This is a genomic window from Hoeflea marina (assembly GCF_003182275.1).
GTDB lineage: Bacteria > Pseudomonadota > Alphaproteobacteria > Rhizobiales > Rhizobiaceae > Hoeflea > Hoeflea marina.
Genome location: NZ_QGTR01000004.1, coordinates 516810 through 532682 on the forward strand (window position 1 = coordinate 516810; position 15873 = coordinate 532682).

Annotated in this window: 12 protein-coding genes; 6 read left to right on the top strand and 6 right to left on the bottom strand. The window is 65.0% G+C overall.

Going from position 1 to position 15873, the window contains the following annotated elements:
• Window positions 1-90: 90 nt before the first annotated feature.
• The 4 genes from DFR52_RS17855 to DFR52_RS17870 all read right to left on the bottom strand — a co-directional run bounded on the left by DFR52_RS17855 (window position 91) and on the right by DFR52_RS17870 (window position 5606).
• Entirely contained in the window at window positions 91-2082 is a 1992-nt protein-coding gene (locus DFR52_RS17855; RefSeq protein WP_110033342.1) for a DUF2272 domain-containing protein, read from the bottom strand.
• A gap of 62 nt (window positions 2083-2144) precedes the next feature.
• A complete protein-coding gene (locus DFR52_RS17860; RefSeq protein ID WP_158284996.1) occupies window positions 2145-3218 on the bottom strand; it encodes a hypothetical protein in 1074 nt (357 codons plus the stop codon).
• Window positions 3219-3645: 427 nt separating this feature from the next.
• Complete coding sequence (locus tag DFR52_RS17865; RefSeq protein ID WP_110033344.1) at window positions 3646-4563, bottom strand: SMP-30/gluconolactonase/LRE family protein; 918 nt, start codon at window positions 4561-4563, stop codon at window positions 3646-3648.
• A 158-nt stretch (window positions 4564-4721) separates the two neighbouring features.
• Complete coding sequence (locus DFR52_RS17870; protein ID WP_110033345.1) at window positions 4722-5606, bottom strand: HNH endonuclease; 885 nt, start codon at window positions 5604-5606, stop codon at window positions 4722-4724.
• A 466-nt stretch (window positions 5607-6072) separates the two neighbouring features.
• Between DFR52_RS17870 and DFR52_RS17880 the strand changes: the two genes are divergently transcribed.
• Both DFR52_RS17880 and DFR52_RS17885 read left to right on the top strand, forming a co-directional pair.
• Entirely contained in the window at window positions 6073-8034 is a 1962-nt protein-coding gene (locus DFR52_RS17880; RefSeq protein ID WP_110033347.1) for a putative bifunctional diguanylate cyclase/phosphodiesterase, read from the top strand.
• Between the two features lie 101 nt (window positions 8035-8135).
• Entirely contained in the window at window positions 8136-8489 is a 354-nt protein-coding gene (locus DFR52_RS17885) for a DMT family protein (RefSeq protein WP_110033348.1), read from the top strand.
• Between the two features lie 481 nt (window positions 8490-8970).
• On the opposite strand, the gene DFR52_RS17890 is transcribed toward DFR52_RS17885, so the two are convergent.
• Window positions 8971-9498, bottom strand: coding sequence for a CreA family protein (locus DFR52_RS17890; protein WP_110033448.1), 528 nt, complete (start codon window positions 9496-9498; stop codon window positions 8971-8973).
• Between the two features lie 358 nt (window positions 9499-9856).
• On the opposite strand from DFR52_RS17890, the gene DFR52_RS17895 reads away from it, so the two are divergent.
• Genes DFR52_RS17895 through DFR52_RS17905 form a run of 3 tightly spaced genes read left to right on the top strand, consistent with a single transcriptional unit; the run spans window position 9857 to window position 13250 of the window.
• Window positions 9857-10453, top strand: coding sequence for an SCO family protein (locus tag DFR52_RS17895; protein ID WP_110033349.1), 597 nt, complete (start codon window positions 9857-9859; stop codon window positions 10451-10453).
• 2 nt (window positions 10454-10455) lie between these two features.
• Window positions 10456-12363 (top strand): cation:proton antiporter, encoded by a 1908-nt coding sequence (locus DFR52_RS17900; protein WP_110033350.1) that lies wholly within the window; start codon window positions 10456-10458, stop codon window positions 12361-12363.
• Window positions 12360-13250 (top strand): 50S ribosomal protein L11 methyltransferase, encoded by an 891-nt coding sequence (locus tag DFR52_RS17905; protein ID WP_110033351.1) that lies wholly within the window; start codon window positions 12360-12362, stop codon window positions 13248-13250. The genes DFR52_RS17900 and DFR52_RS17905 overlap by 4 nt, the downstream gene beginning before the upstream one ends.
• A 278-nt stretch (window positions 13251-13528) precedes the next feature.
• On the opposite strand, the gene DFR52_RS24625 is transcribed toward DFR52_RS17905, so the two are convergent.
• Window positions 13529-13702: a hypothetical protein gene (locus DFR52_RS24625; protein ID WP_170132302.1), complete on the bottom strand. Its 174-nt coding sequence runs from the start codon at window positions 13700-13702 to the stop codon at window positions 13529-13531.
• Between the two features lie 287 nt (window positions 13703-13989).
• On the opposite strand from DFR52_RS24625, the gene DFR52_RS17910 reads away from it, so the two are divergent.
• A complete protein-coding gene (locus DFR52_RS17910; RefSeq protein WP_110033352.1) occupies window positions 13990-15840 on the top strand; it encodes an aminopeptidase P family protein in 1851 nt (616 codons plus the stop codon).
• Window positions 15841-15873 lie beyond the last annotated feature (33 nt).

The window sequence follows — 15873 nt, forward strand, 5'->3', positions numbered from 1 at the left end:
CATGCGGCAAAACGGCGACCGGGCTGCGGCATGCTGACAGGGAGTGTCAGCAATGATGGCGCAAGGGATGCTCTTGCCGACGGCCTCTGCTCAGGACGGGGCCGGCAGGCGCCGTTTCATCACCACGAACCACGGATGCGACATATCCGTGAGCTTGCCGGAAACCGGATCGCATTTGAGCGTCTTCATGGTCACCGAATTCGAGACATTGCCGCCGATCACATCGATCTCTCCGGGACGGACGGCGACCACGATGTCGGCATGGGAGGAATAGTCTCCGGTCTTGTCGTACCAGGCCTGGCCGGCAGCGTGCGAAACCGGCGTGCCGTTGCTGTTGCGGGCGCAGCCGACGAGATCACCGACAGTGGGCACTGCGTCGGTGATCCGGAAGCCCCAATAGCTCGCAGCGGTATCGACGCCCTTGGCGGCGACTGCGTTGCGGATATAGCGCGAATGCCCTTCCGAGAATTCGAACTGCGCCTTTGTGAAGCCGGCCGTTTTCATGATGTAGGAGATGGTGATCGCCGACCAAGGATAGGTGGGCGTGTCGAGCTCCTGGATCCGCCTGAGCATCTTAGCCTTCTTGGTCGGGTCCGGCGACTTCACCACCGTCTTGTAATAGGTCTCATAGACGAAATCTGCAAAGCCGGGAGACGTTTCGGTCTTGCCGATTGCCTTGGCTCCCGTGATCGTATTCCAGGTCGATTTGCCCCAGCGTTCCCACTCCTGGGTGGCGGCGAGCACGATTGCATCGGCGGTCACGCCGAGACCGGAAACGGCGCCATCGGGGCCTGGCGTAAAGGTCTCGCTGCCGACCGTCCAGCCCTCGTGCTTCTGGATGGCCTTGCCGAAGGCGGTCAGTTCCTCCCGGCTCATGCCGCTGACGACCCGATCGCGCGCAATTCCGGTCTGGCTGACAATGGCCACGATATACTGTTCGGTGTTGTTGCTGTCCTCGGGCGGCGCATATTTCAACATGGCCTTTTCGAGCGTGAGATCACGGTAGCTTGGGCCGGAAAGCAGTTGCAGGATTGCGTCGAACCCCACACTCTCGCTGGGAAATATCGCGAAGTTCCCCGCTTCACCGATTGCACCATGAGTGGTGGAAAAATTCCCGGGGCGGATGTTCCCGGGGTTGTTCTGCCGCCACGCGATGCTCCCGCCCTTGCGCACCATCACCGATCCGTCCGCAGCGGTGTAGGTGACGGTCTTGGGAGCAGTCAGCTTGGCCGTGACGAAGTCGGAACTTGACGTTGCCTCACCCACCGGACCGCTCGGGAATTCAATGGGCTGTGCTCCCGCCCCGGCAATGACGCTGCGTGTCTCGTCAAGCGATGTCTGCAACGCGGCGGTTATCGCCGACAGCACCTCCTCCCCGGTCTTGCCGTCGAGGTAGTCCTTGTAACGGAGGGGCAAGCGGGTTCGGTCGATGGCTTCCGCACTCAACAGGTCATCAGTCACAGCAGCGACCACATCCATCACCGGCTTTTCCGGCGCCCTGATCGATCGGAATGACGCCTCGGTGCCGATCATCTGGGCCAGGGCCATTTGGGCGGCTGTCGGCTGGTTGGCGAGAAGGCCGGCCAGCTTGCGCTGCATGACATTGGTCATCGCCGCGAACACCATGCACTGGGCGGTCCAATTCCTGTAGTTCTCGGCGCTCATGTTGAAATCGAATTCTTCGAGCGAGCCGAACAAATCCCACTCCGCCGTGGATAGCGCGAATGGTCCGTAGTCGGCATCCCCTGACTGAGGACCATCGGTGACGTTGGTCCGCATCTGTGCGACCGCCATTAGATAATGGGCAAGCACGCCGAATGAGCCGCCCTCGAAGACGCATTCACGGGCAAAGATCACCTTGTCCAAGGGGCCGATTGCGTCCGCGTCGGCATTGACCGCCTGGGCACTCACCCAGCCCTGAGGCTTCGGATCGATCGTACTTTCGATCAATTCAATCCTTGTCCAGAACGGCGTGGTTGCGGCGTCAACGATCCGGACGCGCACACCAGCCACTGCCTCGATTCCCAGCGATGCCCCGAACGGAGCGTCCCGGAGTGTGCGTGTCGCGGTCATGATGGCCATTGAACTGATCTCCCCCAATCAAAAGGACAGATGGGCGCACAGCCTGCGCGGCGACACCCGACTTAAGATACGAACTGGCCGAGCTGGAACGCGCTCTTGTGGGCACTGGGCGCATTGCATGTCGGACTCTGTTGCATGGCAACGCGCAGTTTTACCAGATCGTCAGACCGGATGCCGGTCTGGGCGATCGACGGACGCGGTTCCCCGGCGCCATTGTAAAACTCGACCAGCGCGGCGCGCGTCGCCGCGCCCCACACGCCATCCACCTCGACGCACAGCGCCGCCTGAATCTGGCTGATCTCCGAAGATCCAAGCGCCTTCTCGAAACGGTTGAGTCCGGAATTATTGAACTGCTGTATGCTCACCTGCGGGAGCTGATCGCTGGACTTATTCAGCACCGGTTCCTGGTCAACCCTGCTCTGGGCGCTCACCGCCACGCCGAGCGAACCCAGGGTCGAATAATCGTTGACCTTGGCCTCGATGGCGAAAGGCAGACAAAGCCTTGTGTAGGCGCGCAGGATGTATTCGGCTTCCGGCTTGTTGGTCGCCTTGCGGTGATTGTCGATGAGGTACTGACGGAAGTTCTGCCTTGACTGCAGCACGATCGAATTCACTGTCGATGACTCAACCTCGAGCAGCAGTCGGCTATGATAGTTCTCGACGCTTTTTGTCACCAGTTGGAATGCCTGTGCCACAATCGTTATGGCCTTGGAACCCGGACTGACCAGCGAGAGGATCGAGTTTGTCGCCGCCGCCGTGTCGCCGATCTGGCTAACCCAGGGACCCTTTGATCGCTTGCGGTTGTCCAGCCACTGCAGATAGGCGTCGCAGCGGCGGTCGATGTCGTTCATGCCCTGAGCGGCAATGAGGTTCCAGTCACTGACCAGGCACGTGGTGTCCGGAACCGCAATGGCCGATGCCTGCCGGCAGAGATAGCCAAAGTACCGGTTCTGCAGGGTTTCGGCGGCGGCAAGGTTGGTGCCCGACAATTCTGTGCCGATGCCGCTGGTCAGATAGTTCTGCCGCCCCTCCTGGCAAGCAGTCGCCAGAAAGAGCAGCGGAACCAGGATGCCGCATCGGACGAACATGTGTCGAACCCGGTCAGAACCAAACAAGACGCCACTCTTCGCACCCATGACCCAGACCAACCCCCCAACATTGTCTGAAACCTGCTGGATGCAATAAGAGTTCCAAGACACCGGTGAGTCAATCTCAAATTCCTCTTGCCGAAATAGTTTCCACTATTCTTGCAGTGAGGCAATTTTCCCGTCTTTCAGATTTCATGCATGCTGCTCATAAATATAGATTATCAGCATTGAAGATTTTCGTGCCGCTTGTGCGTCGCAGCATCGCATTCGGGTATCTAGTTGCAGTTCAGAACAGTGTCGGGCCGGATCGGGACGCAGCCGGCCTGCACAATTCTGCAATACCGCGGACCGGCAGCCTGCCGCCGCGACGCCGCTCCCCTCATGGTGAGGTGCCCGGCGGCGCGCCGGCGGGCCTCGAGGCACGAGGGGCCGGGCAGGACCGCTGGACGGGACCCGCTCCCGCCGGCGATGTGCCTCAGAACGTCCTCGCCCCGATCACCGGCAGCGTCATGGCGTAGAGCGAGGTGGTGGCGCAGATGTAGAGGCGGTTGCGGCGCGGGCCGCCGAAGCAGACATTGGCTACCCGCTCCGGCGTCAGGATCACGCCGACCAGCCTGCCCTCGGGGGCGTAGCAGTGCACGCCGTTGCCGGCGCTGGTCCACAGATAGCCGTCCCGGTCGAAGCGGAAGCCGTCGAACAGGCCGTTGGTGCTCTCGCAGAACTCCGCCCCGCCGCCGAGGCTGACGCCGTCGGCGCCGACGTCGAAGACCCGGATGTGGCGCGGATGGCCGGGCACGTGGGTGGCGCCGGTGTCGGCGATGTAGAGTTTCGTCTCGTCGGGCGAGAAGGCCAGGCCGTTGGGCTGGGTGAAATCGTCGGCGACCTTGCGGATCTCGCCCGACTGCGGATCGACCCGGAACACCAGGCTGGCGCCGATCTCGCTGTCGGCGCGATGGCCCTCATAGTCGGAATCGATGCCGTAGGTCGGATCGGTGAACCAGATCGAGCCGTCCGAGCGCACCACCACGTCGTTGGGCGAATTGAGCCGCTTGCCCTCGAAGCGATCGGCGATCACCGTGATCGAGCCGTCCGGCTCGGTGCGGCTGACGCGGCGGGCGCCATGTTCGCAGCTCACCAGCCGTCCCTGGCGGTCGACGGTGTGGCCGTTGGAGAAATTCGAAGGATTGCGGAATTCCGACACCCCCCCGCTGGTCTCGTCGTAGCGCAGCATGCGGTTGTTGGGGATGTCGGACCAGACGAGCTGCCGGTGCGCCGGAAAATAGGCCGGCCCCTCCGCCCAGCGGCAATCATCGAAGAGATGGTCGAGCCGGGCGCTCGTCTTCACCCGCGAATTGAACCGCGCGTCAAAAATCTCGAAATCCTCGTCCGCCATCTCACCCTCCCCGGTGGCTGTGTGCGGCGACCCTAGCGCAGGGCGCCGAATTGGGGAAGGAGGGGCTTCCTCCCCGGGCCGACCGACGAAGCCGGCAACGGGTCGTGCCGACCCGGCCCAAGCCATCCAAAGGCGCGCAGGCGGGACGCGGCGTGCCCTCACGCCGCCTTGAAGCAGTTGCTGCGGTGCCAATCGAGAAAATGCGGGTGCGGTCGCAGCCTCGGATCGTCGGGGACCAGGGCCTTCATGTCGGGGCGGAGCAGGTGTGAGACCTCGTGGTTGAGATGGCGGGATTGCAGGATGGTGAAATCGTCATCCAGCGACAGCAGCCCGCGGTCGAACATCCAGTGCACAGTGCCCGACAGCGCAATGCCGTTCCGCACCGAATCCGGCCCGTTCTTCTCCACCGGCATGATGTGCGCGGCCTCGACTTCGGGCCGGCCGAGACCGTTGATCAGGCGCAGCCCGGTGAAGGCGCAGCGCCGGTCGTAGGCGATGCGCACATGCTGGCGGAACTTGACGTCGCGAAAGCGGCGATTGACCAGTTGCTCGAGCATGGGCCGCTCGAAGGGCGCCTGCGGCGGCTCGGAGATTTCAAAGGCGACATCGCCGGGTTGGTCATAACGCTCCGGCCAGGGACTGCGCACGCCCATGCCGGCCTGCAGGAGGGCATCGCATTCGTCGTCGGGGATCACACGCACCGCCTGCACTGCCCGACCGCCGCTGACCCTGCCATCGGGCAGGATGAGCTTTTTCTCGTATCCACCGTCTTCCCTCGAATCGACCGGCCGGTCGAAATCGATATAGGCCGCCAGGTCCGCGTAGAAATGTCCGCCCAGAGTCGGATCGGCGCGCACACCGGACACGATCGCGGTGCCCCAGTAATAGCGCCCCGGCATCCCTTCCAGAGGGCCATAATAGACGATCGGCCGGCCAATGACCTGCTCGACGCGAGTCAGATACTGCGCCGGGAAATGATAGTGTTTCGACGGCAGGTCGTCATAAACGCTGTCGGCACGATGATAGAAGACTGCAGCGACCATGATGATGCCGGACCATTGGAGAGTCGTTCATCGCAGTTAGCCAGGCCCGCACCGACAACACAAGCCTGGCGTTTGCTGCCGAAGCCTGACCAACCGTCGGCCGGGTCGTAGGAGGGAATGCCCGGCAGGCGAGATCGGCCGGGAGGACGCGACGCAAGGCAAACAGCGTTCGCCGGCGGCCCCTTAGGGCCTGGCCCGATCCACGCCGACGGTCGGCAGCGGCCCGCGGGGCGGGCAAATCCATCGAAAACCCATAATAATCCACTGAAATATTAGTAATTCCAAGAAGTTGCCGCAGCGGCTCACGACTTCCTTAAGGACTCTGGCGGTATAAGTCTCCGGTCCAAGGACTGGAACTCCGACACGATGGTCGATCCGGCCGCGGAGCAAAGTCCTGTAATGGGCGCAGGGGACGAGAAGCGTGCGCTCGCCCCGGGTCATCGGCGCGAACTTGTCGGGAGCAGGCATGTCCATCAGACGCATCTTCACCGCCGCCTGGAGCGCCGGCCATTCCACGCCGGACTTCCACCACGCCCAATACGGCGCGCTGACACGCCAGATTCCAATGATGTACGCCATCCTGCTGGTGAACATGGCGACGCTGGCCTACATCCATCTCGGCGCGGCGCCGGATTACCTGACCATCGCGGTGCCGACCGTGCTCGGCCTGGTCTGCGTCTACCGGGCCGCAGGCAAGTATCGCGGCCGGCACCAGATGCCGGCGGTCGAGACAATCCGCAGGAACAACCGCGACACCATGATCATGGCGGTCGTGCTGGGCGCGGCCATCACCGCTTGGTCGCTGACGCTTTTCGGTTACGGCGACGCCTACTCCAAGGGCCAGGTGACGTTCTTCAACGGCATCACCATCATCGCCATCATCACCTGCCTGATGCCGCTGAGGCAGATCCCGCCGCTGATGATCAGCGTCGTGGTGGTGCCCACCTGCCTGTTCCTGTTGCTGCAGGACGAGACGGCCTTCCGCGCCATCGCCGTCAACATGATCCTGGTGATCGGCGCCTTGTCGGTGGTGCTGCGCCGCGCCCACACCGACTTCAGCGCGCGGGTCGAAAAGCAGCTGGAACTCGACATCCAACGTCAGCAACTGCAGTCGCTGAACGATCGGGTGAGCCTGCTCGCCGCCGAGGACAGCCTCACCGGCTTGCCCAACCGCCGCAGCTTTTTCGACGGGCTGGCACGACTGATCGATGGCGACGGGATCAAGGGGAGCCCGTTTGCGGTGGGGATCATCGATCTCGACGGCTTCAAGCCGGTCAATGACATGCTGGGACATGGCGCCGGCGACAAGCTGCTGCACGCCGTCGGCCGCCGGCTGGCGACCGCCATGCCCTACGGTGCCTCGATCTTCAGGCTGGGCGGTGACGAATTTGCCATCATCCTGCCCTGCCCCGGCAGCGATGACGACATCCTCGAGGCCTCCGGCGCCATCCTGGCAACGCTTGCCCCGACCTTTGCGCTCGACGAGGGGAAGATCAGGATTTCCGCCACCTGCGGTGTCGCCCGCTTTCCGGACGCCGGGCAAACCGCCGCCGACCTGTTCGAGCGCGCCGATTTCGCCCTCTACCATGCCAAGGCACACGAACGCGGCGGCACGACGATCTTCTCCAGCAACCACGAGACGGCCATCAAGCAGGCTGCCACAGTCAGCCAGCGCCTGCGCGACGCCGACCTGGACGCCGTGCTGAGCATGGAATATCAGCCGATTGTCGACGCCCGCACCGGCACCACGCTGGGTCTGGAAGCGCTGGCCCGCTGGAACGACCCGGTGCTGGGCCGGGTGCCGCCGGATGTCTTTATCCGCACCGCCGAACAGGCCGGCGTCATCGGCCGCGTCACGCTTGCACTCTTTCGCAAGGCGCTCCGGGCAGCCTCCACCTGGCCCGACGATATCTATCTGTCCTTCAATCTCTCGGCGCAGGACGTCTGTTCGGGCGACACGATGGCAGCCATCTTCGAAGAGATCGAGCGGACCGGCTTCCCCATCACGCGGCTGGTTTTCGAGGTGACGGAATCGGCCATCATGCAGGATTTCGGCCGCGCCTGCACCGCACTCAACGAATTGCGCACCGCGGGAGCGGCGATCGCGCTCGATGATTTCGGCACCGGCTATTCGAGCCTCAGCTATGTTCGCAAGCTGCCGATCGATCGCATCAAGATCGACCGGTCCTTCATTCTCGACATCGAGAAGGAGCAGGCAGGACGCGACATTCTAAAGACGATTTTCGACCTGTGCCGCAATCTGCGTCTGCAGTGCATCGTCGAGGGCGTGGAAACCCACTCGCAGCTGGCGATCCTTGCCTCCATCGGCGGCACCACCTATCAGGGCTATCTGTTTTCCAGGCCGATGGCGGTATCACGGGTGGCGGAATTTCTGTCCGTCCGCTCGGAACAGCTCCAGGCCGGCTGACGCCGCACCAGTGGCACCGGCACGCCAAGACCCAGGCAGGCCTTGCCGAATCGCACGGCGTGGAGGCATATCGGTGGCTCGGCCCCTTCCGGAACCCCGCCATGTCGCTCTCTCCCTTTGCCGTCAAATGGTTGCCCGTGCTGCTGCTCAGCCTCTCGAACGTGTTCATGACCTTCGCCTGGTACGGGCATCTCAAGTTCAAGTCGACGCCGCTGATGATCGTCATCCTGGTGGCCTGGGGCATCGCGTTGTTCGAATACTGCCTGGCGGTGCCCGCCAACCGCATCGGCCACGAGGTCTGGTCGGCGGCCGAACTCAAGACCATGCAGGAGGTGATCACGCTGATCGTCTTCGCCGGCTTCTCGGTGATCTTCCTCAAGGAGCCGCTGGGCTGGAACCATGTCGGCGGCTTCGTGCTGATCGCCGCGGGCGCGGCGCTGATCTTTCGCGGCTGAGGTGACCGGGATGCCGCAGCCGGCACACATCGATCGCCGTCCAGGGGATTGACGGCGCAACCAGAACTCCCCATCTTTGAAAGATCGCAACCACCATCGTGTGACCATGCACCCTCCACACCGTCACCCCAGCCCCCGAGCCGGGGTCCAGCCGCCGCGCGTGCGCGCGGTGAGAGACTCTCCTGCTTGCGGACGGTCCGAAAGAGTCTCCCGGCTCGTGGACGCGAGCCGCTGGATACCGGGTCGAGCCCGGCATGACGGAGGAGAGGACGTCGTCAGACATCGGGCACCGGCGTGCGGCCGGGGCCGCCGTCAAAGGCAAGGGGCCATGCGGCGCGCCCCCTCACCTTCAATTCCTGCCGGGTAACTGCATCAGGATGCTGAAACCGCATCTCCTCATCCCGCTGGTGATCTGCGACAGCGATGTGTGACTGCCGTAACCCGACCGCGGGGGAGGAAAACCAGCGGCGGCCTGGCCCGGCTACGGCTTGCCGCTTGTCCAGGTCACCTCGGTGCCGTAGAGCGGCACAGTGGACAGCGACATCTTCGCCGAGCCGTCCTGGACCTGGCGGGAATTGGCGAGATAGACCAGCGTGTCGTTGGCCTTGTCATAGATCCGGTTCACCACCAATTTCTTCCAGACGAGCGAGCGCGATTCCTTGAAGATCTCCTCGCCGTCCTCGTCGAGATCAATGTCACCGATCACGACCGGCCCGGTCTGGCGGCAGGCGATGGAGGCGTTGGAGGGATCCTCGAACCAGTTGCCCTTCTGCAGCCGGTCGATGACGCCGCGGTCGAAATAGGCGACATGGCAGGTGACGCCGGAGATCTTCGGGTCACGCACCGCCTCGATGAGGATGTCGTTGCCGAGCCAGTCGACACCGACCTTGCCCACCTCCTCGGCTCGGGCGGGCAGCGCTGCGAGCACCGAGGCCGCCAGCAGGCCGGCGGCCACGCCGGCGCGCAGGCGGATGGCTGTGGCGGAACGGGCGGAAGGTCTGCATTCCATCGGCATCGGGATCTCCTGTCAGGGTTGCGGCGTGTTGCCGCGCTGCCTTCCATATGGGCCGCAACACGCCGCATTGAAAGAGGTTCCGCTTGGCAGGCAGCCGGACTTGTCCTAGACAGGGCCATGGCCGAAGCAGATCCGATCAGAAGCCGACCTGCGTGGCGTCCGATACTGCTCGGCGCGGCTGGTCTGGTTGCATGCGCGATCGCAGCCGGACTGGTCTTCGCGGGCTGGCACACCCACGGGGCCTCGATGCTGTACGCATTGGCGGCCAGCGGCCTGGCCTGGTGCATGTAGCCGGGCATTGTCCTTCGCCACCTCGCCGCGCCGCGGCCCAAACACAGTCACGGAGCCTTTGATGACCGCCTTCAGAACCATCCTGTGGAGCCTTATTGTCCTCTTCGCCGCGGGGCTCGGCTGGCTGACCTTCGAATGGTACCGCAGCAGCGCCGATCTCGACGCCAAGGCCTACGGCGTGCCGTTCCAGCTCACCGACCAGACCGGCGCGCCGATCACCGAGGCAGCCTTCCAGGGCCGGCCGACCGCGATCTTCTTCGGCTTCACCCATTGCCCGGAGATCTGCCCGACAACGCTCTACGAGCTCAACGGCTGGCTCAAGCAGGTCGACCCCGAGGGCGGCCGCATCGGCGCCTATTTCATCTCCGTCGACCCGGAGCGCGACACGCCCGAGTTGCTCGGCAACTATGTCAGCGGCGTCTCCGACCGCATCATCGGCATTTCCGGCGATCCGGAGAAGGTCGACGCCATGGTCCGCGGCTTCAATGTCTACGCCAAGAAGGTGCCCGGCGAGAGCGGCGACGCCGACGACTACACCATGGACCACACTGCCTCGGTGTTCCTGCTCGATGACAAGGGCCGCTTCAAGTCCACCATCGGCTGGGGCGAAAATCCGGACATGGCGATCGGCAAGCTCACCAACCTGCTGAAGAACTGAGCGTGCACGACATTGCCATCAAGATCGCCTTGATCGGCGCTGCCGGCATCGCCGCCCAGTGGCTGGCCTGGCGGCTGCAGCTGCCGGCCATCGTGCTGCTGCTGATCGCCGGATTCATAGCCGGACCGGCCACCGGTTTCATCACGCCCGCGGCCGACTTCGGCGAGATCTACCGGCCGCTGGTGTCACTGGCCGTCGCCATCATCCTGTTCGAGGGTGGGCTGTCGCTGAACTTTCGCGAGATCCGGGAGACATCCAAGGCGGTGCGCCGCATCATCATCCTTGCGGGGCCGATGGTCTGGGCGATGACCGCCGTCTCCGCGCATGTGATCGGCGGGCTCAGCTGGCCGACGGCGATCGTGCTCGGCGCCGTGCTGGTGGTGACCGGACCGACCGTGATCATCCCGCTGCTGCGCCAGGCGCAGCTCAACTCGCGCCCGGCCTCGATCCTGCGCTGGGAGGCCATCGTCAACGACCCGATCGGGGCGCTGTTCGCGGTGCTGTCCTTCGAGGTCATCCTGGTCGTCTTCGGCCGCCACCAGGTCGACAACCTGCTGGCGCTCGTCACGATCGGCATGGTCATTGCGGTCGGCGGCGGGCTTGCGGCGGCAAAGGCGATCGAATGGGCGTTTGCGCGCGGCCACGTGCCGGAATATCTCAAGGCGCCGGTGCTGTTCGCCTCGGTGCTCGGCGCCTATGCGCTGACCAACCTGGCACTGGAAGAGGCCGGGCTGCTGACCGTCACCATCATGGGCGTGGCGCTGGCCAACACCCGCATCACCTCGCTCACCGACATGCGCCGCTTCAAGGAGACCATCACCACGCTGCTGGTCTCCGGCGTCTTCATCATCCTCACCGCCTCGCTGACGCCGGCCGACATCGTCAGCCTCGACTGGCGCGCGGCACTGTTCGTGGCCTCGCTGCTGGTGGTGATCCGGCCGGTTGCGATCATGATCGCCACCATCGGCGCCGGCCTGACCATGCAGGAGCGGCTGCTCACCGCCTGGATCGCGCCGCGCGGCGTGGTCGCCGTCGCCGTCTCCGGCCTGTTCGGAACACTGCTGCTCGATGCCGGCGTCGAGGATGCCGGGCGGATGACCGCCTTCGCCTTCGCCGTCGTGGTGACCACGATCGTGCTGCACGGCTTCACGCTCGGGCCACTGGCCGCCTTCCTCAAGCTCAAGCAGGACAGCAAGCCCGGCATTCTCATCGTCGGCGGCTCGCGCTGGTCGACGACGCTGGCGCGCAAGCTCAAGGAGATCGAGGTGCCGGTGATGCTCGCCGACCCGAACTGGAACCATCTCACCGAGGCGCGGCTGGCCAGCATTCCGGTCTATTTCGGCGAGGTGCTCTCCGAGCAGGCCCACCACGCCATCGACCCCAAGCGCTTCGCCAACCTCATCGCCGCCAGCGACAACGAGGCCTACAACGCTCTGGTCTGCACCGATTTCGGGCCCGAACTGGGGCGTTCCAACGTCTTCCAGATTGGCCGCAGCGAGGACACTGGCCGGCAGTCGATCAACTTCACCCTCGGCGGCCGCCCGCTGGCCCTTCCCGGCGCCGGCTTTCACGAACTGCGCGAGCGGCTGCTCTCGGGCTGGACCTTCCAGATCACCCGGCTGACCGACGAATTCAACTGGGACACCTACCAGCAGACCCGGGCCGACAATGCCATGATCATGTTCTGGATCAAGCCGTCGGGCGCCATCATCTTCGCCTCCGTCAGCGGCTCGAAGCCGCAGGCCAATGACCGGGTCCTGAGCTTCGCGCTGCCGCGCGATGAGGCGCGCATTGAGGCGATCCGCGCCGCCAATGCCGCCGGCGGGATCGCCGGGACGTCCGAGGCCCACGGCCCGGCCGATCCGAACCTCTCCAGCACCACCGCCTCCGACCGGGATTCGAACCGATGAGCAATGTCCGCCTCTATCTGTCCACCAACGAGGCCGGCGCCGGACGGGCGCTAGAGCTGCTGTCGGACATCTTCGAGGACGAGGGCCATCCGGTCGCCACCATGGAAGTGGACGAGGCCGCCGACATCTGGGAGGCCTCGCTCTATCTCGAAGCGGAGGACGACGGCAGCATCGCCGCGCGGATGGCGGAGTGCCTCGCCGATGCCTTTCCCGGCGTCGCCATCCAGACCGAGATCCTGCCCGACATCGACTGGATCTCCAGATCGCTCGAGGGGCTCAAGCCGGTGCGCGCCGGCCGCTTCCTGGTGCACGGCTCGCACGACCGCGCCGCCGTCCGCCCGCATGATCTCGCCATCGAGGTCGACGCGGCGCAGGCCTTCGGCACAGGCCATCACGGCACCACGGCCGGCTGCCTGGAGATGATCGAGCGGGTGATGCTGAGCCGCCCGGAGGGGCCGCGCGGCTTCGACCCGGTGCTCGACCTCGGCACCGGGTCCGGCGTGCTGGCGATCGCCGCCGCGATGCTGGGCCCCGTCAGGGTGCTGGCCACCGACATCGACCCGATCGCCACCCGCATCGCGCGGCAGAACATCCGTCTCAACGGGGTTGCTGCCCGGGTCGAGGCGGTCACGGCCAGGGGATTCCACAGCACGGCGATCGCCGGATGGGCGCCCTTTCGGCTGATCATCGCCAACATTCTGGCAAGACCCTTGATGCAGATGGCGCCTGAGATCGCCGCCTGCGCAGCACCGGGCGGCTCGGTGATCCTCTCCGGCATCCTCGCGGCGCAGCGATGGAAGGTTCTCGCCGCTTTCAACGGCCAGGGGCTGAGCCATGTCGAGACCATCTGGCGCAACGGCTGGGTGACGATTCATCTGCGCAAATAGCGCTTCGCCCTCGCCCTTCGAGGGCCGTTTCGCGGCCGCCTCAGGAAGAGGGTGAAGGGAAGCCTCGAACCACTGGGTCCAGGTGAAATTGCTCACGGCATACCCCTGCCCTGCGAGTTGCCTTATGCGTCGGCCTCAGGATGAGCGCGATGGGCGAGGGAAGGCCGACATGCAGCCGGGAGTGAGCAACAGTCCCCCAAACGCAAAACGGCTCCCGCGAGGGAGCCGTTGGTGAAAGCTGCGATCGATGCCTGGCGCCGCCAGAGGCGGCTGCCGGATCAATACATGTAGTCTTGCGCGCCTTCGCGTTCGATTTCGGCGCGGGTGCGGCCGAGCGACTTGAGCGTGGCGTCGTCCATGTGCAGCAGCGCGCCATTGACATAACGGCGGGCCTGACGCTCGCGGGCGGTGATCATGCGGTCAAGTGCGGTGCGGATGAAGCTCTTCGGCATTTCGGTATTCCCTCTTGGTTGAGTGTCTAATCACTCCTCCTGCTGCAATGCAACATAAGCACTTTCGGCGCGGATTCCAGCGCTTATGCTGCAGTGCAGCTATGCGCAAACTGCATGCATGGAATCGGGCTGCTGCAAATTTGTGCAACCAGTTTGTTAACCATTTGCAGTTGCGCGATTCTTCGGCATCGGGCCGGCGCAATTGAATTTGCCCGGACGTGGCTCTAAGGTCCGCCGGTGAAATCACCGCCGTTGACCATCATGCCCGCCCGGCAGGAAGCCCGATCATGTTCCAGCAATTCGAAGTCCTGTCCTCGCCTGCACTTGCCCGAGACCGCCTCGCTCGGCTGAGGCAGTGTTTCGACGGACTCGGGGTCGACGCCGTCGCGGTGCCGCGCAGCGACGAGTATCTGGGCGAATACGTGCCGGCCTGCGCCGAGCGGCTGGCGTGGCTGACCAGCTTCACCGGCTCGGCCGGATCAACGCTGGTGCAGCGCGGCTCGGCGCACATGTTCATCGACGGCCGCTATGCGGCGCAGGTCCGGGCCCAGACAGACCCGTCGCTGTTCAGCTACGAGGACCTGCACGCCATGCCGCTGGCGCGCTTCATCGCGGAGAAGGGCGCAAGCGGCCTGCGGCTCGGCATCGACCCCTGGACCTGGCCCGGCAGCGAGGTCGAACGGCTGGCGGCGGCGCTGACATCCATCGGCGGCGAACTGGTGCTGCTGTCGGCCAATCCGGTCGACGCCATCTGGGCCGACCGGCCCGCGCCGCCGCTGGGCGCCGTCTCGATCCAGCCGCTCGCCTATGCCGGCCAGCTCGCCCGCGACAAGCTCGAATCCATGCAGGCGCTGGTCTCTGCGGGCGGCGCAGACGCGGTGGTGCTCGCCGACCCCTCCTCGGTGGCGTGGAGCTTCAACATCCGCGGCGCCGACCTGCCTTCGACGCCGCATCCGCTGTCGCGCGCCATCATCCCCGCCGAGGGCCGCCCGCAGCTGTTCATCGACCAGCGCAAGACCGGCATCGAAGCGAAAGCCTATCTGACGCAACTGGCCGATCTGCGGCAGCCGGCGGAGTTCGACGATGCGCTGAGCGAACTGGGCCGGACCGGCGCCAAGGTGATGGTCGATCCGGCGATCGCCCCGCATGCCGTCGCCATGCTCCTGGTTTCCGCCGGCGCGACGGTGATCGATGCCGTCGATCCGGCGCGGCTGCCGCGCGCGGTCAAGCACGCCGCCGAGATCGCCGGCAGCGCCGCGGCCCATATCCAGGACGGCGCCGCCATGGTGCGCTTCCTCGCCTGGTTCGATTCCCGGGAGCCGGGTAGCCTCGACGAAATCACCGCGACGCGCCGGCTCGAGACCTTCCGCGCCGAAACCGGCGAAGCCATGCAGATGCCGCTCCGGGCGCTGTCGTTCGATTCCATCGCCGGCGCCGGTCCGAACGCGGCGATCATGCACTACCGGGTCAACACCGAGACCAACCGGACGATCCGCGACGGCGAAATGTTCCTGATCGATTCCGGCGGCCAGTATGTCTCCGGCACCACCGACATCACCCGCACCATCGCCGTGGGCGACGTGCCCGAGGAGCAGAGGCGCTTCTTCACGCTGGTGCTCAAGGGCATGATCGCCATCTCAGAGCTGCGCTTTCCGAAGGGCACCCGCGGCATGGACATCGATGCGTTTGCGCGGGTCAATCTGTGGAAGGCGGGCGCCGATTTCGCCCACGGCACCGGCCACGGCGTTGGCAGCTTCCTCTCGGTGCACGAGGGCCCGCAGAACATTTCGCGCCGCGGCACCCAGGAGCTGCTGCCCGGCATGATCGTCTCCAACGAGCCCGGCTACTATCGCGACGGCGCCTTCGGCATCCGCATCGAGAACCTGGTCGTCGTCCACGAACCGCGCGCCATCGCGGGCGGCGACATGCCGATGCTCGGCTTCGACACGCTGACGCTGTGTCCGATCGACAGGCGACTGATTATCCGCGACCTGCTCGATCCGGCCGAGGTCGAATGGCTCGACGCCTATCATGCACGGGTGCGCAAGGAACTCGCGCCGCTGCTGACTGGCGAGCCGGCGCTTCAGTGGCTGGAGGCTGCCACCGCACCGCTGTCAGCGGCCGCCCGGCTGTCATGAAAGCATAACGCCGCCGTCATCGCCCTGTAACCG

Bases quoted from the DNA above. Each gene is read 5' to 3' on its own strand.
- DFR52_RS17885 (WP_110033348.1), top strand. From the start codon at position 8,136: ATGTCGCTCTCTCCCTTTGCCGTCAAATGGTTGCCCGTGCTGCTGCTC.
- DFR52_RS17865 (WP_110033344.1), bottom strand. From the start codon at position 4,563: ATGGCGGACGAGGATTTCGAGATTTTTGACGCGCGGTTCAATTCGCGG.
- DFR52_RS17895 (WP_110033349.1), top strand. From the start codon at position 9,857: ATGACCGCCTTCAGAACCATCCTGTGGAGCCTTATTGTCCTCTTCGCC.
- DFR52_RS17870 (WP_110033345.1), bottom strand. From the start codon at position 5,606: ATGGTCGCTGCAGTCTTCTATCATCGTGCCGACAGCGTTTATGACGAC.
- DFR52_RS17910 (WP_110033352.1), top strand. From the start codon at position 13,990: ATGTTCCAGCAATTCGAAGTCCTGTCCTCGCCTGCACTTGCCCGAGAC.
- DFR52_RS17860 (WP_158284996.1), bottom strand. From the start codon at position 3,218: ATGGGTGCGAAGAGTGGCGTCTTGTTTGGTTCTGACCGGGTTCGACAC.
- DFR52_RS17855 (WP_110033342.1), bottom strand. From the start codon at position 2,082: ATGGCCATCATGACCGCGACACGCACACTCCGGGACGCTCCGTTCGGG.
- DFR52_RS17880 (WP_110033347.1), top strand. From the start codon at position 6,073: ATGTCCATCAGACGCATCTTCACCGCCGCCTGGAGCGCCGGCCATTCC.
- DFR52_RS17905 (WP_110033351.1), top strand. From the start codon at position 12,360: ATGAGCAATGTCCGCCTCTATCTGTCCACCAACGAGGCCGGCGCCGGA.
- DFR52_RS24625 (WP_170132302.1), bottom strand. From the start codon at position 13,702: ATGCCGAAGAGCTTCATCCGCACCGCACTTGACCGCATGATCACCGCC.
- DFR52_RS17890 (WP_110033448.1), bottom strand. From the start codon at position 9,498: ATGGAATGCAGACCTTCCGCCCGTTCCGCCACAGCCATCCGCCTGCGC.